The sequence below is a fragment of the Marinobacter sp. LV10R510-11A genome (assembly GCF_900215155.1).
GTDB lineage: Bacteria > Pseudomonadota > Gammaproteobacteria > Pseudomonadales > Oleiphilaceae > Marinobacter.
On sequence record NZ_LT907980.1, the window covers coordinates 549,800 to 570,121 of the forward strand.

20 protein-coding genes are annotated in these 20,322 nt (G+C 52.8%); 17 read left to right on the plus strand and 3 right to left on the minus strand.

The genetic code is table 11. The annotated features are described in order from the left end of the window. Position 1: 1 nt before the first annotated feature. Positions 2-760 carry a DeoR/GlpR family transcriptional regulator gene (locus tag CPH80_RS02715; protein WP_096275500.1) on the minus strand — a complete coding sequence of 253 codons (759 nt, stop codon included), beginning with the start codon at positions 758-760 and terminating at the stop codon, positions 2-4. 215 nt (positions 761-975) lie between these two features. On the opposite strand from CPH80_RS02715, the gene glpK reads away from it, so the two are divergent. Then, positions 976-2,448: a glycerol kinase GlpK gene (gene glpK / locus CPH80_RS02720; protein WP_096281339.1), complete on the plus strand. Its 1,473-nt coding sequence runs from the start codon at positions 976-978 to the stop codon at positions 2,446-2,448. 42 nt (positions 2,449-2,490) lie between these two features. Here the strand turns inward: glpK and CPH80_RS02725 are convergent, their stop codons facing one another. Next, complete coding sequence (locus CPH80_RS02725) at positions 2,491-4,398, minus strand: sigma-54-dependent Fis family transcriptional regulator (RefSeq protein WP_096275501.1); 1,908 nt, start codon at positions 4,396-4,398, stop codon at positions 2,491-2,493. Positions 4,399-4,729: 331 nt separating this feature from the next. Between CPH80_RS02725 and CPH80_RS02730 the strand changes: the two genes are divergently transcribed. From CPH80_RS02730 to CPH80_RS02775, 10 genes are all read left to right on the plus strand, one after another. Next, positions 4,730-5,824, plus strand: a complete 1,095-nt coding sequence (locus tag CPH80_RS02730) for an ABC transporter ATP-binding protein (RefSeq protein WP_096275502.1) — start codon at positions 4,730-4,732, stop codon at positions 5,822-5,824. After that, a complete protein-coding gene (locus CPH80_RS02735) occupies positions 5,824-6,924 on the plus strand; it encodes an ABC transporter ATP-binding protein (RefSeq protein WP_096275503.1) in 1,101 nt (366 codons plus the stop codon). The genes CPH80_RS02730 and CPH80_RS02735 overlap by 1 nt, the downstream gene beginning before the upstream one ends. Continuing rightward, a complete protein-coding gene (locus tag CPH80_RS02740; protein WP_096275504.1) occupies positions 6,924-7,790 on the plus strand; it encodes a carbohydrate ABC transporter permease in 867 nt (288 codons plus the stop codon). The genes CPH80_RS02735 and CPH80_RS02740 overlap by 1 nt, the downstream gene beginning before the upstream one ends. A gap of 10 nt (positions 7,791-7,800) precedes the next feature. Beyond that, a complete protein-coding gene (locus CPH80_RS02745) occupies positions 7,801-8,607 on the plus strand; it encodes a carbohydrate ABC transporter permease (protein WP_096275505.1) in 807 nt (268 codons plus the stop codon). A gap of 11 nt (positions 8,608-8,618) precedes the next feature. Beyond that, complete coding sequence (locus tag CPH80_RS02750; protein WP_096275506.1) at positions 8,619-8,894, plus strand: DUF2160 domain-containing protein; 276 nt, start codon at positions 8,619-8,621, stop codon at positions 8,892-8,894. 134 nt (positions 8,895-9,028) lie between these two features. Continuing rightward, the gene (locus tag CPH80_RS02755; protein WP_096275507.1) at positions 9,029-10,771 is read left to right on the plus strand and encodes an ABC transporter substrate-binding protein; all 1,743 of its coding nucleotides are present in this window, start codon (positions 9,029-9,031) and stop codon (positions 10,769-10,771) included. Between the two features lie 306 nt (positions 10,772-11,077). Then, a complete protein-coding gene (locus tag CPH80_RS02760; protein ID WP_096275508.1) occupies positions 11,078-11,608 on the plus strand; it encodes a methylated-DNA--[protein]-cysteine S-methyltransferase in 531 nt (176 codons plus the stop codon). A 204-nt stretch (positions 11,609-11,812) separates the two neighbouring features. Next, on the plus strand, positions 11,813-12,508 hold the full coding sequence (locus tag CPH80_RS02765; protein WP_096275509.1) for a MotA/TolQ/ExbB proton channel family protein: 696 nt from the start codon (positions 11,813-11,815) through the stop codon (positions 12,506-12,508). 24 nt (positions 12,509-12,532) lie between these two features. Next, entirely contained in the window at positions 12,533-13,072 is a 540-nt protein-coding gene (locus CPH80_RS02770; protein WP_096275510.1) for an ExbD/TolR family protein, read from the plus strand. Continuing rightward, positions 13,069-13,575 (plus strand): ExbD/TolR family protein, encoded by a 507-nt coding sequence (locus CPH80_RS02775; protein ID WP_096275511.1) that lies wholly within the window; start codon positions 13,069-13,071, stop codon positions 13,573-13,575. The genes CPH80_RS02770 and CPH80_RS02775 overlap by 4 nt, the downstream gene beginning before the upstream one ends. Before the next feature lie 250 nt (positions 13,576-13,825). Here CPH80_RS02775 and CPH80_RS22240 read toward each other — a convergent pair whose 3' ends face one another. Next, on the minus strand, positions 13,826-13,981 hold the full coding sequence (locus CPH80_RS22240) for a hypothetical protein (protein WP_227520326.1): 156 nt from the start codon (positions 13,979-13,981) through the stop codon (positions 13,826-13,828). Between the two features lie 180 nt (positions 13,982-14,161). Between CPH80_RS22240 and CPH80_RS22245 the strand changes: the two genes are divergently transcribed. From CPH80_RS22245 to CPH80_RS02805, 6 genes are all read left to right on the plus strand, one after another. Then, positions 14,162-14,311 (plus strand): hypothetical protein, encoded by a 150-nt coding sequence (locus CPH80_RS22245; RefSeq protein ID WP_264754859.1) that lies wholly within the window; start codon positions 14,162-14,164, stop codon positions 14,309-14,311. A gap of 148 nt (positions 14,312-14,459) precedes the next feature. After that, positions 14,460-14,780 carry a TraR/DksA family transcriptional regulator gene (locus CPH80_RS02785; protein ID WP_096275512.1) on the plus strand — a complete coding sequence of 107 codons (321 nt, stop codon included), beginning with the start codon at positions 14,460-14,462 and terminating at the stop codon, positions 14,778-14,780. Between the two features lie 50 nt (positions 14,781-14,830). After that, a complete protein-coding gene (locus tag CPH80_RS02790) occupies positions 14,831-16,585 on the plus strand; it encodes an N-acyl-D-amino-acid deacylase family protein (RefSeq protein ID WP_096275513.1) in 1,755 nt (584 codons plus the stop codon). Positions 16,586-16,804: 219 nt separating this feature from the next. Next, positions 16,805-17,605: a C39 family peptidase gene (locus CPH80_RS02795; RefSeq protein WP_096275514.1), complete on the plus strand. Its 801-nt coding sequence runs from the start codon at positions 16,805-16,807 to the stop codon at positions 17,603-17,605. 60 nt (positions 17,606-17,665) lie between these two features. After that, entirely contained in the window at positions 17,666-18,676 is a 1,011-nt protein-coding gene (locus CPH80_RS02800; protein ID WP_096275515.1) for a flagellar protein FilC, read from the plus strand. Next, positions 18,676-20,301: an OmpP1/FadL family transporter gene (locus CPH80_RS02805; RefSeq protein WP_096275516.1), complete on the plus strand. Its 1,626-nt coding sequence runs from the start codon at positions 18,676-18,678 to the stop codon at positions 20,299-20,301. The genes CPH80_RS02800 and CPH80_RS02805 overlap by 1 nt, the downstream gene beginning before the upstream one ends. Positions 20,302-20,322 lie beyond the last annotated feature (21 nt).

A 20,322-nucleotide genomic window follows, 5' to 3' on the forward strand; every position in this document is an offset into this window, starting at 1 on the left:
GTTAGACGAGGTGGAGCTTGACGCTATGTTCGTTGAGAAGCTGGGAAATTTCCGCCGGAGGCTGCTGGTCTGTAAATACATGGTCTGCTTGGGTAATACTGCCCAGCCGAACCATTGCGTTGCGACCGAATTTGGAGTGATCCGCGGCGAGTAATACCTGGTTGGAATTAGCAATAATAGCTTGCGCCACGCGGACTTCCCGATAATCGAAATCAAGCAACGAGCCATCATTGTGGATGCCGCTAATTCCAATGATGCCAAAGTCCATTTTGAATTGGTTGATAAAATCCCGAGTGGCTTCGCCCACGATGCCACCATCGCGGCTCCGGACTTCGCCGCCGGCAATGATTACGTGAAAGTCTTCTTTTGCCGAGAGAATGGACGCGACATGCAAGTTGTTGGTCACAATCTGCAAGTTGTTCTTTGCGAGCAGAGCTTTGGCAATGGTTTCAGTGGTGGTGCCTATGTTGATGAACATTGAGGCGTTGTCTGGAATCAGTGCAACCATGGCTTCGGCGATACGTTCTTTGGCTTCCAAATCCATGATTTTTCTGGCGTGATAAGCCGTGTTCACTGTGCTCGAATCAGTTCCGGCGCCGCCGTGGTGCCGACGAAGTTTCTTCTCTTTTGCGAGCTCATTCAGATCCCTGCGGATCGTCTGGGGCGTTACCTTGAACTGGTCTACAAGCTGCTCGGTCGTCACGAAACCATTCTGTTGGATCAGTTCCATAATCAGATCCTGTCGCCGCCGCTGTGCCATTCAATAGCCCTCCAACGACCTTGTCGTTGTTCTTATCCGAAATAGTGAGCGTTTGTAAACTCTGCGAAAGTAAAGTTTAGTCTTTTTCGGCGTTTTATGCAGCCTTCTGAGCGGATTGCGCGCTCGTTGTCTGGTGTTGTTTTAGAAACTTCTTGGCATTCATGTTCAAAAAAGCAAACATACGAACAAATAAGAAAGCCAAGGGCGAAAACAACATGAGCCAATACCTACTTTCCATTGACCAGGGAACCACCAGTTCCCGGGCCATACTTTTTGATTTGAAAGGCAATATTCACGCGGCACGCCAGCAGGAATTCCCTCAGCATTTTCCGGACAGCGGCTGGGTGGAGCACGACCCTGAAGATATTTGGTCGTCAGTGAAGCACACTTGCGATGCGGTGATGTCGGAAGAGTTCGGAGATGGTGACGAGGTGATTGCTGTGGGCATCACCAACCAGCGTGAAACCACCATAATCTGGGACAGGGCTACCGGAAAGCCGGTTTATAATGCGATTGTTTGGCAAGACCGGCGTACGGCCTCATATTGCAAGTCACTTAAAAGCGCGAGTCATGAGCCTGGGGTTCATAGCAAAACCGGACTGTTGATCGACCCTTACTTTTCCGCCACCAAAATCCGGTGGATTCTGGAGAACGTACCGGGCACCCGTGCGCGCGCAGAGCGCGGAGAGCTGGCATTCGGAACGGTTGACAGCTTTCTGCTCTGGCGCCTAACCGGAGGGCGTGAGCATAGAACGGATGCCACCAATGCGAGCCGGACACTACTGTTCAATATCCACACTCAACAGTGGGATCCAGAGCTGCTGGAATTATTCAACATACCGGAATCACTTCTACCTGAGGTTATGGATTCTGCCGACGATTTTGGAAAAATTACGGAGGGCGGAGCGCTTAACGGAGTATCCGTACTCGGTGTGGCAGGCGATCAGCAGGCAGCCCTGTTTGGCCAGACCTGTTTTGAAGTCGGGATGGCTAAAAGCACCTATGGAACCGGCTGCTTTTTGATGCTTAACACCGGCGACAAGGCTCTAAAATCGGAGCATAGACTGCTCACGACGGTCGCTTACCGTCTGAATGGCAAGCCTACCTATGCTATAGAAGGCAGTATCTTTGTTGCCGGAGCTACTATTCAGTGGTTGCGCGATGGCCTTCAACTGATTCAGAACGCCAGTGAGACAGAGCCGTTGGCAGAAGGTACGCCGATAGATCATGGCGTTTATCTTGTACCGGCTTTTACCGGCCTAGGTGCTCCATACTGGGATCCAGATGCACGCGGGGCGATTTTTGGCCTGACCAGAGATACAGGCATCAAAGAAATCGTGACCGCGGGCCTGCAGTCAGTCTGTTATCAAACCAAAGACTTGCAAAAATCTATGGAAAAGGACGGTATTCGCCCGATCAATCTGCGTGTTGATGGCGGTATGGTGGCGAACAATTGGGTTCTTCAGTTCCTTGCAGACATCCTTGGCGCACGCGTGGACAGGCCAACACTTGTTGAAACAACGGCCTTGGGCGTGGCGTATCTGGCGGGGCTCAAAGCCGGCGTTTATGGATCGCTGGAAGAACTCGCGGGTTTGTGGCGGTGTGACCGAAGCTTTGAGCCAGTCATGACAAAGAAGAAGCGCGACGAGCTGTATGGTGGATGGATTCAGGCGGTTCGTAAACTTTGAAACGCACTTTTGAGGCCCGCAGACCAAGGCGAGAAAGAGGGATTAACGAACCCCCAGCTCCCTGAGCCGTTTGTATAGTGTATTTCGACTGATTAACAACTCTTTTGCAGCACTCGATATGTTGCCCTTACATCTGTGATAAACCGCTAGTGTATAGGTGAGGTTGTCGTGTTCAGCGCTTTTGCGCTGAACACCCAGCTTCGTGGGCTGCTCCGGCATAGCCTCGAAAGCTTCGGTATTTACTGTTCTGACAGATGCAGCGGAAGTTGTGGGATCAAACTCGGCCAGGAAGTCCGCTGGCAAGTGCCATATTTGTACGTCATCACCATCGGCAATGGCGATGGCCACTCTTAAAACGTTAACCAGCTGTCGGATATTGCCCGGCCAGGGATTGTTTTCCAGCGTCGACAGAACCCTCGGTGACAGTGATTTGCTCTGCACTGGGTCCCGATGCTGGCGATAGATATGCTGAATAAGGCTGCGTTTGTCCGTACGGTTTCGAAGCGCCGGTAGCTCAATACAGAGCCCGTTGATTCTGTAGTAAAGGTCAGCCCGGAGGTGTCCGGATTCAATGCTGGATAGAGGAGAACGGTTGGTTGCAGTGATCAGCAGAATATCCACAGCAATGTTTTCTGTGGCTCCCACGGGGGTGACTACACGCTCCTGTAACACACGGAGTAGCCTCGACTGCGCGGACAATGGCATCTCACCAATTTCATCAAGAAACAGTATGCCTTTGTGCGCCTTTCGGATAAAACCGAGGGAGCCTTGCGCTCGCGCACCCGTAAACGCACCCGCTTCGTAGCCGAACAATTCCGATTCCACGAGTTCTGGCGGGATAGCCGCGCAGTTCACTGCGACCAGTGGCTGATTCCGACGGTGTGTCGCTTTATGCAGAACATTCACCAGTACTTCCTTGCCAACTCCCGTCTCGCCGGTTATCAGAACCGGAACGCCCCGTTCGAGAACTTTCAGACCTTGTTCGGCACAGCGGCGAACCGACGCATCCCCGTATTCGAGACGAGTAGAGCCGGAAGGCTTGTCTTGAGTTAAGGGTTCTGGAAGGCTCGCCCCGGTCTCTAATGGAGTCTTTCTACTCGAGGAAGGTCGCTTAACACGTGCGCTTAGCCTAACCCTGCTTTTCGTCGTGAGTTGTATTGGGGTATGTTCCGGGTGTCCCAGGATATGGTTGCGATGAGTGTTAAAAAAATCGTCGAGCTTGGCACCTGCGGTTTGGGTGCCCAGCAGCTGATCGGCGCGCTGATTGCTGGCAACGATCTGGCCCGAATCATCACATACAAGAATGCCTGACCAGGGGCTATCAAAGTTGTCTGCCGTGGTGTTAAGGGTGATCTGAAAGTGATCCGACTCAAACTGCCGGTTGAGCAGCCGGTTTTCTACAGACTGCGAGAGCAGTCGCACCATGCCAAGCGTGTGGGCCTGAGGCAGGTAGGCATCGCTGAATACACTCAGTACACCGGTAAGCTGTCTTTTAGCATCAAATATTGGAGCGGCGGAGCCGATGAGGCTCCGGTGGAGTTTGAGAAAATGCTCGTTCCGCTGTATCTGGATCGCTCGCCCGGTGGCAACAGCGGTACCTATGGCGTTGGTGCCGCACTGCTGTTCCTGCCAATTTGAACCTTCTTGAAACCAGGGTTTCAGACGGGTTTCAGTGATGCGCTTGTCACCCCAGATTTTCAAGACCGTGGCGTGCTGGTTCGCAAGAAGGATCAGGCACCGGCTATTGGAGAGCACATTCCGGTAATAGGGAAGAACCTCTGCCTCCGTGCTCGAAAGCAATTCATCGTGCTGGCGGCTCAAATCCGCCAACCGCTCAGCGTCGAAATTTTGCAGGGTTGGCTCATACTCGTGATCGAGGCCCCAAGCGATACAACGCTCCCAGGATTTCGCTACGTCGCTCCGATCGTCCAGGTGTTTGTTCTTTCTCATCAGGTTGCATCTCTGTGTTCGTTTTTATGTTTTTTGGTGGTTGTGCTTGGCGGTGTATGTTCAGTTGAGGATGGGGAACTGTTCAATCATCTGTGCAAACAGTGTTCAGGTCAATGTTCAATCTGAACAAAGTATCGTTAAACGAACATTGCTATTTTCGATTGAGAAACGCGAGGGAAATAAAATAGCTCTTTAAATGAGTACTTTAGTGGTTTCTACGTATGGCTCTAACAGAGATGGTATAGGCTTTGCGTTAATGAATGTGAAATTGAAATTCCGGGTGTTCGTTTTGGATCCGGATGCGTTTCCATAAGAACAAGAAGGAATGCGTATGTCCCTAACACTGGAGAATCTCTCCCATGCCGTCGATGGAGTCGACTACGTGCGGGATGCCAATCTTACTTTCGAGGCAGGCTCCTTTAATGTTCTGCTTGGCCGAACGTTGGCCGGTAAAACCTCGATGATGCGACTGATGGCCGGCCTAGATAGGCCGACACAAGGTCGTCTGCTCTATAAAGGCGAGGATGTTACCGGGCAAAGCGTGCAACGCCGGAACATCTCAATGATTTACCAGCAGTTTATTAACTATCCCACGCTCACGGTGTACGAAAATATTGCCTCACCGCTGCGCCTGGCAAAAATGGCGGCGTCTGAAATTGACCGTCGGGTAAAAGAAACGGCGTCGATGCTGCAGATTGAACCCCTACTCAAGCGCTATCCCCTTGAGTTGTCTGGCGGCCAGCAGCAGCGCACTGCTATGGCCCGGGCGCTTGTAAAGGATGCAACCCTGGTGCTTTTCGATGAGCCCTTGGTGAATCTCGATTACAAGCTGAGGGAAGAGCTACGTGCAGAACTCAGGTCTCTATTTCGGGAACGCCAGTGTATTGCAGTTTATGCAACGACAGAGGCAAACGAGGCTCTGGCACTTGGTGGCACGACAACCCTATTACACGAAGGCCGTGTTGTTCAGACCGGCCCGGTTATGGATGTTTACCGTGCACCGGTAAATACCCTAGCTGCACAATTGTTCAGTGAGCCACCGATGAACATGATCCGCGGTCGTGTTACGGACACCGAAGTTACCTTTGATGAATATTCTCACCACGCACTGACCCAGGAATTACGAACGTTAACGCCTGGTGACTATTGGTTCGGGATTCGCCCCAGCCACATTGCGCTGGTTCCTGCCAACGATGACGACCTTGAGATGTCCATGGAGGTCGCGCTCAGCGAGATCAGCGGTTCTGAAACCTTCATGCACGTTGAGAACAGCCATTTCGAGATGGTGATGCAACTGATGGGGGTTCACCAGTACCACACCGGTGCCCCGGTCAAGGTTTACCTGCCGATCCACAAACTGTTCGTCTTCGATAATGTCGAGCAACTGGTGCATACACCATCCCGGACTCGGGGAGCGACTGTCTAATGGCAGAAATTCAATTGAAGGCTCTGGCGCACAGTTACAGTGACACACCAACCGGGCCGGAGGACTATGCCATTCGCCAGCTTGACCACGTTTGGCACCAAGGCGGTGCCTATGCGTTGCTTGGGCCTTCGGGTTGCGGCAAAAGCACCATGCTGAACATTATCTCCGGGCTGATTCAACCTTCTGAAGGAGACGTGCTGTTTGACGGAAAGCGGGTTAACGAACTGTCACCGCGGGACAGGAATATCGCGCAAGTGTTCCAGTTTCCTGTTGTTTACGACTCGATGACTGTTTACGAAAACCTCGCCTTTCCTCTCAAGAACAACAAGGTGTCTGCATCCAAAATCAAAACCCGTGTCCTTGAAATTGCGCAAGTGCTTGAGATAGAAGACAAGCTCTACAAGAAGGCCAAGAACCTAACTGCTGATGAAAAGCAGAAGGTGTCCATGGGGCGAGGGTTGGTGCGGGAGGATGTCTCAGCGATTCTATTCGACGAACCCTTGACAGTTATCGACCCGCAGCTCAAGTGGAAGCTACGCCGCAAACTCAAGCAGATCCATGAGCAGTTTGATATCACCATGGTGTACGTCACTCACGATCAGCTTGAGGCATCCACGTTTGCCGACAAGATCGCAGTGATGTATGGCGGTCAGATCGTTCAGTTCGGCACGCCGACAGAGCTTTTCGAAGCGCCCAACCATACGTTTGTCGGTTACTTTATCGGAAGCCCCGGTATGAACATTGTGGAAGTTGAGCGATGTTCCGGAGGTGTAGGATTTGGCTCTACTGTGTTGCCTCTCGTGCCTTGGCAGGTCGATATTCTCCGACGCATGAAATCCGACAACGTGAAAATCGGCATACGCCCTGAGTTTATCGAGATTTCGCCAATACCTTCTGATGATACCTACGAGGCGCAAGTTCTGGATGTAGAGGATCTTGGCACCTACAAAAACGTAACGGTTCAGCTTGGTGAGCAAGAGATGAAGGTGCGCCAGAATGAGGAGTTTGAAGCCGACATAGGCAGCCAGATATACCTTTCGTTCCCGAAGCAGTGGTTAATGCTGTATGTGGATGAATTCCTGGTACAGGAGCAGCATTGATGAACAAGATCCCCGATAACCGAGCCTGGTGGCTCGTACTGCCAGTATTCCTCCTGGTTGCTTTTTCGGCACTGATACCCCTGATGACCGTGGTCAACTACTCGGTTCAGGATATCTTCGGTCCCGGTCAGGCATTTTATGTTGGCACTGAATGGTTCAAGGAAGTGCTGACCGATGAGCGCTTGCAGGATTCATTGATCCGGCAGTTTGCATTCTCAGGAGCTGTTCTGCTGATTCAGATTCCCCTGGGTATTGGCGTGGCGCTGATGATGCCGAAGTCGGGTATTAAGGGCTCTCTGTGTCTTATCCTGATCGCCATTCCGTTGCTTATTCCCTGGAACGTAGTGGGTACCATCTGGCAGATTTTTGCCCGAGGTGATATCGGCCTGTTTGGCTGGGGCATTAACCAGCTTGGCATTGAGTACAACTACACCGGCGACACGGTGGACGCTTGGCTGACGGTTCTGCTGATGGACGTCTGGCACTGGACCCCACTGGTTGCTTTGCTTTGCTACTCGGGCCTGCGTGCCATTCCCGAGGCCTTTTACCAGGCGGCGGAAATCGACCGGGCCTCCAAGTGGGCCGTGTTCCGCTATATCCAGCTCCCGCGCCTGAAAAGCGTATTGATCATTGCCGTGCTGTTGCGATTTATGGACAGCTTCATGATTTATATTGAGCCGTTTGTTCTAACCGGGGGTGGCCCTGGAAGCTCCACAACCTTTCTGAGCCAAACGTTAACAACCATGGCAATAGGGCAGTTTGATCTTGGTCGCGCAGCGGCATTCTCTTTGATCTACTTTCTGATCGTATTGGTTATTTCCTGGTTGTTCTTCACGGCCATTACGCAAGCCGACAAAGAAAAATAAGGAGAGTGTGATGAGGCAGACTCGTTCCAAAAATATCGGTATTACAATTTATATCCTTCTGCTCCTGACACCGGTCTACTGGCTGTTGAACATGTCATTCAAAACCAGCCGGGAAATTCTTGGTGGCCTGACGTTGTGGCCGCAAAATTTCACGTTTGATAATTACTTGGTAATTTTTACGGATCCAAGTTGGTATAACGGCTACCTCAACTCAATGACGTATGTGTCTATCAACGTGGTCATTACTCTGTCGGTAGCGCTGCCGGCGGCCTATGCGTTCAGCCGGTACAAGTTTCTGGGCGACAAGCACCTGTTCTTCTGGTTGCTCAGTAATCGGATGGCGCCGCCCGCCGTTTTCCTGTTGCCGTTCTTTCAGTTGTATTCGTCCATTGGTCTTTTCGATACCCACCTTGCCGTTGCGTTGGCCCACTGCCTGTTCAACGTACCGCTGGCGGTATGGATTCTCGAGGGCTTCATGAAGGGGGTTCCCCGGGAATACGATGAGATGGCTTACATTGACGGCTATAGTTTCCCAAGGTTCTTTGTGAAAGTGTTTTTGCCGATGATCCGCTCGGGTATAGGCGTGACGGCATTCTTCGCCTTCATGTTCTCGTGGGTTGAGCTGCTTCTGGCAAGAACGCTCACGTCTGTGGATGCTCAGCCAATTGGCGCAATTATGACCCGCACGATCGGGGCCAGTGGTATTGATTGGGGCGTGCTGGCTGCGGCCGGCGTTCTGACTATTATTCCTGGTTTGCTGGTGATCTGGTTCGTTCGCAACCATGTGGCCAAAGGCTTCGCTCTCGGGCGCGTATAAGGAGAATTCGTATGATTGCCTGGATGAACTGGACACCCACTGTTGTTGTCTTTTTTGCGGTTATTGCCATGATTCTTTCGGTAATGACGGTTTACGAAATTGTTTCGCCTTGTACGGAGCGCAAAGGGTTCCTGCCGATTGAAACGACCCGCGGAGACCGGTTGTTCATCGGTTTGCTTTGCGCTGCGTTTATTCATTTGGCGTTTCTTGCCGTTAGCGATATAACGCTCTGGGTCGCACTGGCGGTTTCTGTTATCTGGCTTTTGGTCCTGCTGCGATGGGGCTAAAAAATGGAGGTTACGCAGTTGTATAAACACCCCTGAAAGATTTCACTTTAAAGGTTGTAAAGAATTCGAAAGCGAACTATTTTTTACTTAATGATCGAAAGCGATCACTCATAACGACGTGAACGAGGTTGGATATGTTTAAAAATAATAAATATCCGAAGACCCTTCTACTGAGCGCCGCCATCGGTGCTGTCAGTTTGGGTCTGAGCTTGCAGGCCAGTGCTGATCAGTACTCGGATGCGGCTGAAAAGTGGGTAAATGACTCTTTCGAAAGGTCTACCCTGACCAAAGAAGAACAGATGAAAGAGATGGCTTGGTTCTCCAAGGCGGCGGAGCAGTTCCGGGGCATGGAAATTAACGTTGTGTCGGAGACGATTGCCACGCACGAATACGAATCCAACGTGCTGGCCAAGGCGTTCACTGACATTACTGGTATCAAGCTCAACCACACCTTGATTCAGGAAGGTGACGTCATCGAGAAGTTGCAAACCCAGATGCAGTCTGGCCGTAACATCTACGATGCGTATGTAAACGATTCGGACCTCATAGGCACGCATTTCCGTTACGGAAAAGTGGAGTCCATTGACGCCATTATGAATGGTGCGGGTAAAGATCTCACTCTACCGACCCTGGATCTTGAGGACTTCATTGGCCTCGATTTCACCACAGGGCCTGATGGCGTGCTGTATCAGCTCCCGACCCAACAGTTTGCAAACCTCTACTGGTTCCGAGCGGACTGGTTTGAGCGCGCAGATCTGAAAAAGCAGTTTAAAGAAATTTACGGTTACGAGCTCGGCGTTCCGGTGAACTGGTCTGCGTACGAAGACATCGCGGAGTTCTTCTCGGTTCACGTCAAAGAGATTGACGGCGAGAAAGTATATGGCCACATGGATTACGGCAAAAAGGACCCATCCCTGGGATGGCGCTTCACCGACGCATGGTTCTCCATGGCGGGCGCGGGCGACAAGGGCCTGCCAAACGGTTTGCCTGTTGACGAGTGGGGCATTCGTGTAGAGGACTGCCACCCGGTAGGTTCTAACGTTTCACGCGGTGGTGCCACAAACGGCCCAGCGGCAGTGTACGCAACCACGAAATATGTCGACTGGATGAACAAGTACGCTCCGCCTGAAGCGACCGGCATGACTTTCTCGGAATCCGGCCCAGTTCCTGCGCAGGGTCATATTGCCCAGCAGATCTTTTGGTACACAGCCTTTACGGCCAGCATGATCGAAGATGGTCTACCAGTTGTAAACGACGATGGCACTCCGAAGTGGCGTATGGCTCCTTCCCCACGTGGTCCCTACTGGGAAGAAGGCATGAAGCTGGGCTATCAGGACGTGGGTTCCTGGACGTTCATGAAGTCGACTCCTGAGAAACGTCGTCTGGCAGCATGGCTGTACGCTCAGTTCACGGTTGCCAAAACCGTGTCTCTGGAGAAGACCATTGCAGGCCTGACCCCCATCCGCGAATCGGATATTAACTCTGACGAAATGACGGAAATGGCGCCGAAACTTGGCGGCCTCGTTGAGTTCTACCGGAGCCCAGCACGTGTTCAGTGGTCGCCCACCGGAACCAACGTACCGGATTATCCGAAACTGGCTCAGCTCTGGTGGCAGTATATTGCTCAGGCCGCTAGCGGCGAAGCAACACCGCAAGAAGCACTGGATGGCCTTGCAGATGCTCAAGACCGTGTAATGGAGCGGTTGGAGCGTGCTAATGTTCAACCTAATTGCGGTCCCAAGCTAAACAAGCCTCGGGATCCACAATATTGGCTGGATCACCCGGGTGCGCCTAAGCCTAAACTGGCAAACGAAAAGGTGCAGGGCGAAACTGTACCCTATAAAGAATTGCTCAAAACTTGGGAGGACGCTCGTTAGAGCTGATTTCTCAAGTGCAGTGCCTGCCGCAACGGGATCCTGAAGTTGCGGCAGGCACGACAACGTTGTCACGGTGGGTTTCGTCGGTTGTTTATCTTTCTCCCGCATTCAAGCATTTCAAGGTAGCCCTCCCGGGCAGTCTCACAAACTCAGCGATTTACCTGCACCCCAGCGACGGTCTTCCCGCCAGTACTGGTCATCTTTCAGGAAGGCGTATCTTTGCACCTTTACTGACATGAGTCATAATGCGCTTGCGTACAGTGAGCGACTGAAGAAAACTGAGGAACCCACGCGGGAGAGTCTTCCATGACGGGTAAGAGTGCACAGGCCGAAACGATCTCCTGGCAGGCAGGCCACTGCTACCTCGGTGAAATACTGGTTGCACGCTCGATCAGCGGCGTATGTGCCGTTCTACCGGGCGAATCGCCAGACGAACTGGTTGCGGAGTTAGCTCGCAGATTCCCGGGGGCCACACTCAACCCCGCAAACGATTCGCGGGCAGATTGGTTTGCAGGCGTTATGAGCTACCTGATCGACAGCCGTAAGCCACTCGCCATACAACTTGACCTTCGCGGTACAGAATTTCAGTGCAAAGTCTGGCGTGCACTGCAGGAGATTCCCTCTGGCAGCTCAGCGAGTTATGGCGACATTGCCCGGCGCATGGGAATGCCCTCAGCGGCCCGGGCGGTGGCGGGAGCCTGTGCCGCCAACCCTTTGGCGGTGGTTGTGCCATGCCATCGTGTTCTGCGTGGTGACGGCAGTCTCTCTGGCTATCGCTGGGGTGTTAAGCGCAAACAGGCGGTACTGAGTCACGAACAGGGGTTGTCTGAGCGCTAATGTTAGTAATTACCCTTAGTAAAGTTGGAGTTCCTATGTGGCGCAGCGGCCAATAGTCAGCGGTAGTGAGACGCGCGTCACAGTGTCTATGTGCTAGAGCGCAAAATAAAACAAACCGCATTAGAGACTTTTCCGAACTTACCCCAATTGATGTCGTGCAACGCATAGACTGGGTTAAAGCCCTGTCTATGGAGTGCCCAGAAAATGATCGATACCGCCGTTCGCTTCTTTCAGGAAGGTGGCTTTTTTATGTTTCCGATAGCCGTTGTGCTGATTGTCGGACTCATTGTGGCCATTGAGCGATACATATATCTGTCTGCTCAGAAAATCACCAACCGCAGGGACTTCAACCGCCTGCACCAGATGATTGCGAAGCGTGATTTCAAAGGTGCGCTCAATTACGCCCAGGAGTCCGGTACGGCAATGGCCACTATGATTGGCTTCGGTCTGCAGCGCTTGGCTCGTCGCCAAGGTCGTGAAGACATCGAATACGCCATGGAAGAAGGGTTGCTGGATGTGATGCCGCGCCTTGAAAAACGCACCCAGTACCTTGCAACGCTTGCCAATATCGCAACACTGCTGGGTCTGTTGGGAACCATCATCGGCCTGATTGCTGCCTTTACCGCGGTTGCCGCGGCCGATCCTGCGCAAAAAGCCAGTTTGCTTTCCCAGAGCATTTCCGTAGCCATGAACACCACGGCATTCGGTCTCATGTCGGCTATACCCATCCTGTTGATCCATTCCGTTCTGCAGACCAAAACCAATGAGATTGTAGACAGCTTTGAAATGGCGGGTATCAAGGTGCTCAACCTGCTTAACGATGGCTCTGGCACTCGCCCTGGTGCACAGCCCCAGGCGCAAACCGCGTCACCTTCTGCCCCGGCGACAGCGCCGGCCTGATAATCAGCTGAAGGATGTCAGGCTATGAGACGGAAACATCGTCGATTACAGAGCGAACCGGATCTCGACATTACGCCGTTCATGAATCTCATGATCGTGCTGGTACCGGTGCTGCTTTTGAACATGGTGTTCGCACACACCAGTGTTCTGGAGCTCAACTTCCCGACGGGCGAAAGCCTTACACCGGGCCAGGTTGAAGAGCTGCAGATTCAGGTGGTTATCCATGCTGACCGTCTGGTGGTTGCAGATAACCAGGGCGGGGTTATCAAGGCCATTGCCCAGAGCAAGGGCGAGCACGATTTCGCTGTGCTTAAAGACGTTATGAAAGAGATTAAAAGCCGCGTTCCCGATAAAAAGGACGTGATTATTATGCCTTCACAGGAAACCTCCTATCAGGTACTGGTCAGCGTAATGGATACGGTACGCGCCTATGACGCCGTAGTGGCAGGGAGTCTGATTGAGGCAGAGCTGTTTCCGGAAATTTCCTTGGGTGACGCGCCGGTAGCGGAGGCTGAAAAAGCGGAAGAAGCGCAAAAGGCGCAAAAGGCAGAGGTGCGGTCATGAAAGAATCTGCTAAAGCCCGCCGCCTGAAACGCCATCACCGGCGTAGCAAGGGCCAAAGCAAGATGAATTTGGTGTCGCTGATGGACATCTTTACGATTCTTGTATTCTTCCTGATGGTTAACTCTTCGTCTGATGTGCAGGTGCTCAACCAGAGCAGCACCATCAAGCTGCCGGATTCCTCTGCCGTGCGACCACCGGGTGATGTGCTCGCACTGACCGTGACGGACCGGGATATCCTGGTAAACGGGCGTGTAGTCATCAAACGCGAAGCACTGCAGGCTTTGGACGGACAGATAGAGCCGGGACTGAAACAAGAGCTGGACTATCAGGCCGGTCGGTCAGGCCAGCCGGCCCCCGAGGCAGGGCGGGCAATTACTATTTTGGCAGACCGTGAGTTGCCCTACGATCTGCTCAAGAAAATCATGTCTACCTGTGTGGATGCGGGATACGCCAGCATATCTCTGGCGGTTAACCAGCGTGTAAAAGAGGGAGCCGGAGCATGAAGGATTACCGGTATGGATTACCCTGGAGTCAGGAGCGAGGGGAGCGCAAGCGTTTGCTCGCCGTGGCCTTGGTGGTCGCGCCCCTGTTTGTGATCTTTGCCGAATATGTGAATTGGGTTCAGTTGCCAGAACAGGATCGGCAGGAGCGCGAGGCGTTGCCACCGCAGTTGGCTAAGCTGGTTGTCGAGAAGAAAGAACCGCCGAAGCCGGTTGAGCAGGCTAAGCCAGAACCCAAGCCAGAGCCAAAACCTCAGCCGCCGGTGCTCAAACCGAAGCCTGAGGCGAAGAAAAAACCCAAGCCCAAGCCTGAGGCTGTGGCCAAGGCTCGGAAAAAAGCGAAGAACACGGGTATTCTTGCAATGGGCAACGAGCTTTCCAAACTCAGTGCGCTGGCCAATACCGTCAAGCTTGATGCTCCAGTTACCCGGACAGCTAAACTGGTTACTCGCAAAGCGGAAGATGCTCTGGCTGCAAGAGCCACCGCCAACGTGCGCAGTTCAGGCGTGAACGACGCAGCGCTTGAGCGCGAAAGCCGTCATTGCAAGGCAGCATTACGCCCGAACTCGTCATCGAATCCTGTGGCGCTGTGTCCCGCTGCTCTGTGGTTGAGTCAACGCTTGGTGAGCCTGGTTTGGAGAACAAAATCTGTAACCGCCTCAGACTTGTGGATTTCGGCCCCCGGCCTGGGGTAGACCAAACAACGATCCGCTACCCGATTGAACTGCTGTCCGGCTAACAACGCCGGGCAGAACCTTTCCCGATAAATATTTTCTCACATAGTGCATTGGCATAATTATGACGAGCATCAACCCGGTGTTGGGCCTATGCTTTAGTGTCGTTTGTAGCCATCCAATAACCGGCCCGTAAAAGCCAGGGGATCTTATATGAGCAATCGCAAAGCGGAACTTGAAATCCTGATCACCGATCTTAACGAGCGGTTATCCCGTTATGAAGCGCATCAGCAGCGTAAAGGCGGCGCGCTCGATAAAGATTCTGAAAAGCAGGCTCAGCAGGTCCAGAACGATGAAGTGGTTGATTCGCTAGAAGAGGAAACCCGATCTGAGCTGGCTCAGATAAAAACAGCACTTGAACGCATTGATCAGGGACTGGGCGGCCAGTGTGAGAAGTGTGGCGAAGCCATTGATTCCCGAAGGCTTCAAGTGCTGCCTTACACCACGGTTTGTGTTGCTTGCGCTGAAGGCTAAGCTGATGTGCCTATATAAAAACCCAAAATAAAAAAAAGGAGTCCGTCGCAGTGAGCCATTACGACACACTAATTATTGGAGGTCGTTATTTCGACGGCACAGGCACCGCTTCGCGTATTGCGCATCTTGCAGTCCATGAGGGCAGGGTCGCGCGTGTATTTGAGGAGAAACCGGATCTGGCTCTGGCGAGCAGGGTGATTGATGCCAGTGGCTGTTGGGTAACCCCGGGGTTTCTGGATACGCATACGCACTATGATGCGGAGCTACTGGTATCCCCCGCGCTCTCGGAGTCCGTGCGGCACGGAGTAACAACGGTTCTGATTGGTAGTTGCTCGCTCAGCATGGTGTGTTCGGAGGCGGAAGATGCCTCTGATATTTTTACCCGAGTAGAGACGGTGCCCAGGGAAAAAGTGTTGCCGATTCTGCAGGCTCACAAGAGCTGGAGCACGCCCAAACAATGGGTCGATTTTATTCGGGATCATCCCCTGGGGCCCAACGTTATAAGTTTTCTGGGCCACAGCGATCTTCGGACGGCCGTGATGGGGCTGCATCGGGCAACTGACAGGGAGGTAAAACCCACTGCGCAGGAACAGCAGCAGATGGAAAACCTGCTCGAAGAAGCACTGAAGGAAGGTTTTCTGGGTCTATCGACCATGTGCCTGAAGTGGGACAAGGTGGATGGTGACCGGGAGTGGTCCAAGAGCCTGCCCAGCACCTATGCCCGTTGGCATGAAGTGAGCCGGCTTAACCGTCTGCTGCGCCGGTATGACCGGGTACACCAGGGGGCGCCCAATGCGGCCAACCCCTTGCAGGTGACCCAATACCTGCGGGAAACCCTGGGTTGGCTGCGAAAACCTCTGAAAACAACCCTCATTGCCATGATTGACCTTAAGGGCAACCGTGCGGTCAGGCCCATGGCCAGTCTGGTAAGCCGGATCGCAAACAGCTTCGGTGGAAATTTTCGCTGGCAGCTGCTGCCAACGCCCTTCACGGTATACGCCGATGGCATGGACATCGTGCTGTTTGAAGAGTTTGGTGCCGGTGAGATGGCGCTTGATCTTCGTGATCAGCTTGAACGGAATGAGCTGTTGAAAGACGAAGAGTATCGACGCAAGTTCCGTAAGTTTTACCGGGAAAAGCTTTCGCCTCGGGTGTGGCAGCGGGATTTTGGTGATGCCATTATTCTTGATTGTCCGGATAAGTCCGTTGTTGGGCAGAACTTCGCTGAGCTTGCTTTAGAGCGCGGCGTCCATGTCGTGGACTTCTTTCTGGATATGGTTGTAACCCACGGTCGCGCGCTGCGCTGGTATACCGTCGTGGGCAACCATCGCAAGGATCGGCTCCGCAAAATGGTCGCCCATCCTGACGCTCTGATTACGTTTTCGGATGCAGGGGCCCACATTCGCAATATGGCCTTCTACAATTTGCCCTTGCGGTTTCTTAAGCTGGTTCTTGAAAGTCACGATGAGGGTAAGCCAGTGATGTCCCTCGAAAGGGCGGTACACCGCCTCACAGGTGAGCAGGCAGATTGGTTCAATATAGACGCGGGGCATATCCGGGAAGGCGACCGGGCGGATATCACCGTTTTGGACCCGAAGGGGCTTAACCAGAACCTTGAGAGCGTCGAGTGGGCCGACATGGAAAATTTCGGTCTTGAAAGAATGGTTAACCGGGTGCCTGGCTGTGTAAAACACGTACTCATTAACGGCCGCCCGGCAGTGACGAACGGTAATCTTGAGCCAGATTTGGGCAAGTGCACCGGATTTGGCCATTTTCTGCAAGCAGGATATCGCTCTGGAGGCTGAGTTCAGGCCTTATTCTACCCCGAATGTTCCGGCTGCTATTGCTGCCAGCTGCGCGCTGAACATTATCGGCATCGAGGTGGTGCCCCTTCACCATACTCTGCTGCAGCGCCAGATTTGAGGCACAGTTATCTTTAAGCCCTCAGCTATTTCGGTATCTTAGCGTAACAATATGTAATCCGATAAATGTCACGGATAATAAAAACAGGAAGTTAAACTGACATGCTGCTGGTGCTCGCTGGATCCATTCTTACATTTGCCTTGGTGCAGGAAGCTACCGTGGTCGAGCCCTATGAAAAGGGCTCCGTTGTTATCGAACAAAAAGTCGATGCCAGCCCGGTGAAACTGCGTACCAGTTTCCGCATTGAACCGCTGGTCGAGCAGAATTTCCGCAACATTGTCCGTCAGGCATACGACTACAGCTGCGGCAGTGCAGCACTCACAACCATACTGAATTTCTATTTGGGGCGAACTCTCTCAGAGCGTCAGGTAATGGAAGGCTTGCTGCACTACGGCGAAAGTGACCGCATTGTTTCGCGCCGAGCCTTTTCCATGCTCGATATGAAGCGCCTTGTTACCGCATTGGGTTATCCGTCGGGCGGTTTTCGCGCGACCATCGACGACCTTAAAGATCTAGATCATCCGGCTATCGTTCCTATCCAACATGCGGGCTTCAAACATTTTGTCGTGCTCAGGGCCATCCGAGATGGCCGTGTTTATATGGCCGATCCAGCGGTTGGAAATTTGTCTTTCACACTCGCACAATTCGAAGAAAAGTGGCGTGACAACGTGTTGTTCATTGTCTTCCCCGGCAGTGATAAGCCTCTGGATAACCTCGAGCTTAAGGAAGAGGATCTGCGTTTTGTAGACGACCAGACTATGACCTTGCTGGCGCTTCAGCAGATGCCAGCGTTCCATGAATCCACAGCCCGGCGCATTCAGAATTTGCTTGAACGTCAGAAGAACAACCCAGACGGCAGTGTTGAGAATACCCGAAAGCAATTGCACTACCGCCGTAATTAACATTTGCCGGGCGGAGTGTCCGGCGCAAGACTATTACCAATAAAAATTAAGGGAGTTAGGATGAATCGTTGGTTTGTGCGAGGTCTTATCCTTGTTTCCGCGACGGGCTTGCTTTCGGGCACGGCCCTGGCGCAGGAAGACAATGTAGATCAGGCGAGGGATGCGCTCGCAAAACAGGAGGGCGATAAAGACTCTTCACGCCAGCTTGAGGAGGTGTTCCAAGCTGCTGAGAAGAATTACTCTTTGCAGAAAAAAGGTTCTCACTCCCTCAATTATTCGTTTGATTACTCCTACACGGCCGATCAACGCCTAGATCTTGCGATCACAAACGGCTCGGTTCGTAATCTGGACGTAGTACCTTCGGCAACTCACAACTTTACCAATTCGTTTTCTTACGATTTTGGCTTGTTGGACAACCTCACGGTGGGCGCGCGGATTCCTCTCGTCGTAAAGTATGACACTCAAGACGAGCTGAACGCCTCCGGTTTTGGTGATATTTCCGTGACTGGCCGGTGGCAGCCATTTGCCTATGTACCTGGGAAAATGTCGACAACTGTGTTCGGTACATTTACCTCCAAGACCGGCGTCAGTCCTTACGAAATTGATATAAACGAGCAACTTTCTACCGGCAGTGGTTATTACTCCCTTGGCGGTGGCGCAAGCCTTTCAAAGGTGCTTGACCCGGTCGTAGTCTTTGGCTCCGTGAGCGCCACGTACAACATACCTGCGGAGGACCTTCAGCAGGTTCGCGGTGCTCGTCTGTTGAACGAGGTCGAGCCCGGCTTTGGTATTTCTGGCTCTGCAGGCTTTGCCTATTCACTGTCCTACGATATCTCCTTGAGTATTTCCGCGCAGTTAAGTTATAGCGACGAAACTATCCTCACATTCTCCAATGGCGACCAAGCAATGGCTCAGGATCAGATGAGCGGGTTCTTGAGTGTGTCGTTGGGAACCCGGGTCAGCGACACCACGATTGTGAATACCAGCCTTGGTATTGGCCTGACTGAGGACGCCCCGGATTTCTCTCTCGGAGTTTCCCTGCCCCTTAACTTCTCCGGCCTCAAAGAGTGATGGGACACAGCCACCACAAGCGGCAGCTTCTCGCAGCAATGGTCGCCACGACACTCTCGTGTGGAGCCCAGGCTCAGCTCGCGCAGAACCTGACCATTCACCCAAAAGCATTGGCTTTGGGTAACGCCGTGACAGCTGATCCCCCCGGGATCATGGCCATTCACTACAACCCTGCGGGCCTGACCAAATTGGAGGGCCGTCAGCTGGAAGTGAACCTGCTGAGCATCTATCTGGATATCGACGCCAACTTCACGGCCCCGGATGGATACGAGATTTTCGGAATTGATGGGCTGGAAATCGATCCGGACACAGGCAAGCAGCGGGATCCGATTGCCAATACTCACAGCCACACCAACAACGTTGCGCTTTATGTGCCCGGTCTTGGGATCCTTCGCATGCCTCCTGGGCCGGCGTTAGCGCCGTCTGCAGGTTTTAGTATCAATCCGCCTGGCTCTAAACTGACCTTCGCTAATGCCTTCTATTTGCCGCTGGCGGCAGGCTTCTATCGCGACAAAAATGACCCTGGCCGTTATCAACCTCAAGCGACCGCGTTGCAGCGCACCACCTACCTTGCACCAACGGTGGGGTACAAGATCAATGATGAGTGGTCTGTAGGCGCCGGGATCCATCTTTCCCACATGGGCATTGCTGCAGATCAGTACATGCGGGCGCCTAACCTTTTGTTGGGTGTAGCAGAAATTCTTCAGGACGCGTTCAATTGCGAAAGCGGCGATGAGCCATTGCAGCCCTGGCTGGCTTTGTGTGGTGGTAACGTAGGGCCGTGGGACGACATTGGTGCGTTGAGTATTAATGTTCAGGAAACCCTGTCGCCCACCTACACACTCGGGGTTATGTGGGAGCCGATGGACTGGTTCAGCTGGGGTGCAAGCTATACCTCCGAAGCTGAAATGAACATGAAAGGCACCTTTGAGATTGAATATACCGACGATTGGTCCGGATTTTGGCAGAGCGTTAACGGGTCGGTTCTCGGTGCTATTACCTCGGCTATCCTCAGCCTGCCCTCGGGTGCCCCCCGAGAAGCGGGCAACGTTAGTATGGATCTGGTTTATCCCCAGCATTTCCAAACGGGCATTAGTGTGGATGTGCACCCTAAGCTGACACTGAACGCCGACGTGGGCTGGACTGACTACAAGCAGTGGGACGCCTTCCTGTTTCGCTTTGACCGGAATCTGGAATTCCTCAACGCAGCGCGCATTTTGTCTCCAGACAACGCCACCCCGAACACCCTCAAGTTGCCCCTAGGCTTTAAGAGCCAGTGGAACTGGGCCTTCGGAATGGAGTTTCATGCCTCATCGCGGCTTGATCTGCGAGCCGGTGTTGAGATCCGGGATTCGGTTATACCGGATGATCAGCGCTCGGTTATGGCGCCCTTTGGTGGTGCTAACCTATACAGCGTTGGCATGGGGTATAAGTGGGATAAAAACACTGAAATTGATATGAATCTCAGCTACTTGCATTCTATTGAAACCATTCCGGCAAATACCAGCTGCAACATTAATTGCGATAACATTACCAATATTATCTACAACCCCTACGCCGGGCTAAACGTTAAAACCTCTCTGCGGGTGGTTATGGCCGGTCTCAGTTTCCGGAAGAAATTCTGATCGTATTTTGCGTCGCGCTCA

Bases quoted from the DNA above. Each gene is read 5' to 3' on its own strand.
- CPH80_RS02770 (WP_096275510.1), top strand. From the start codon at position 12,533: ATGAGACGGAAACATCGTCGATTACAGAGCGAACCGGATCTCGACATT.
- glpK (WP_096281339.1), top strand. From the start codon at position 976: ATGAGCCAATACCTACTTTCCATTGACCAGGGAACCACCAGTTCCCGG.
- CPH80_RS02760 (WP_096275508.1), top strand. From the start codon at position 11,078: ATGACGGGTAAGAGTGCACAGGCCGAAACGATCTCCTGGCAGGCAGGC.
- CPH80_RS02725 (WP_096275501.1), bottom strand. From the start codon at position 4,398: ATGAGAAAGAACAAACACCTGGACGATCGGAGCGACGTAGCGAAATCC.
- CPH80_RS02805 (WP_096275516.1), top strand. From the start codon at position 18,676: ATGGGACACAGCCACCACAAGCGGCAGCTTCTCGCAGCAATGGTCGCC.
- CPH80_RS02775 (WP_096275511.1), top strand. From the start codon at position 13,069: ATGAAAGAATCTGCTAAAGCCCGCCGCCTGAAACGCCATCACCGGCGT.
- CPH80_RS02735 (WP_096275503.1), top strand. From the start codon at position 5,824: ATGGCAGAAATTCAATTGAAGGCTCTGGCGCACAGTTACAGTGACACA.
- CPH80_RS02750 (WP_096275506.1), top strand. From the start codon at position 8,619: ATGATTGCCTGGATGAACTGGACACCCACTGTTGTTGTCTTTTTTGCG.
- CPH80_RS02765 (WP_096275509.1), top strand. From the start codon at position 11,813: ATGATCGATACCGCCGTTCGCTTCTTTCAGGAAGGTGGCTTTTTTATG.
- CPH80_RS02740 (WP_096275504.1), top strand. From the start codon at position 6,924: ATGAACAAGATCCCCGATAACCGAGCCTGGTGGCTCGTACTGCCAGTA.
- CPH80_RS02730 (WP_096275502.1), top strand. From the start codon at position 4,730: ATGTCCCTAACACTGGAGAATCTCTCCCATGCCGTCGATGGAGTCGAC.
- CPH80_RS02800 (WP_096275515.1), top strand. From the start codon at position 17,666: ATGAATCGTTGGTTTGTGCGAGGTCTTATCCTTGTTTCCGCGACGGGC.
- CPH80_RS02785 (WP_096275512.1), top strand. From the start codon at position 14,460: ATGAGCAATCGCAAAGCGGAACTTGAAATCCTGATCACCGATCTTAAC.
- CPH80_RS02745 (WP_096275505.1), top strand. From the start codon at position 7,801: ATGAGGCAGACTCGTTCCAAAAATATCGGTATTACAATTTATATCCTT.
- CPH80_RS02755 (WP_096275507.1), top strand. From the start codon at position 9,029: ATGTTTAAAAATAATAAATATCCGAAGACCCTTCTACTGAGCGCCGCC.
- CPH80_RS02715 (WP_096275500.1), bottom strand. From the start codon at position 760: ATGGCACAGCGGCGGCGACAGGATCTGATTATGGAACTGATCCAACAG.
- CPH80_RS02795 (WP_096275514.1), top strand. From the start codon at position 16,805: ATGCTGCTGGTGCTCGCTGGATCCATTCTTACATTTGCCTTGGTGCAG.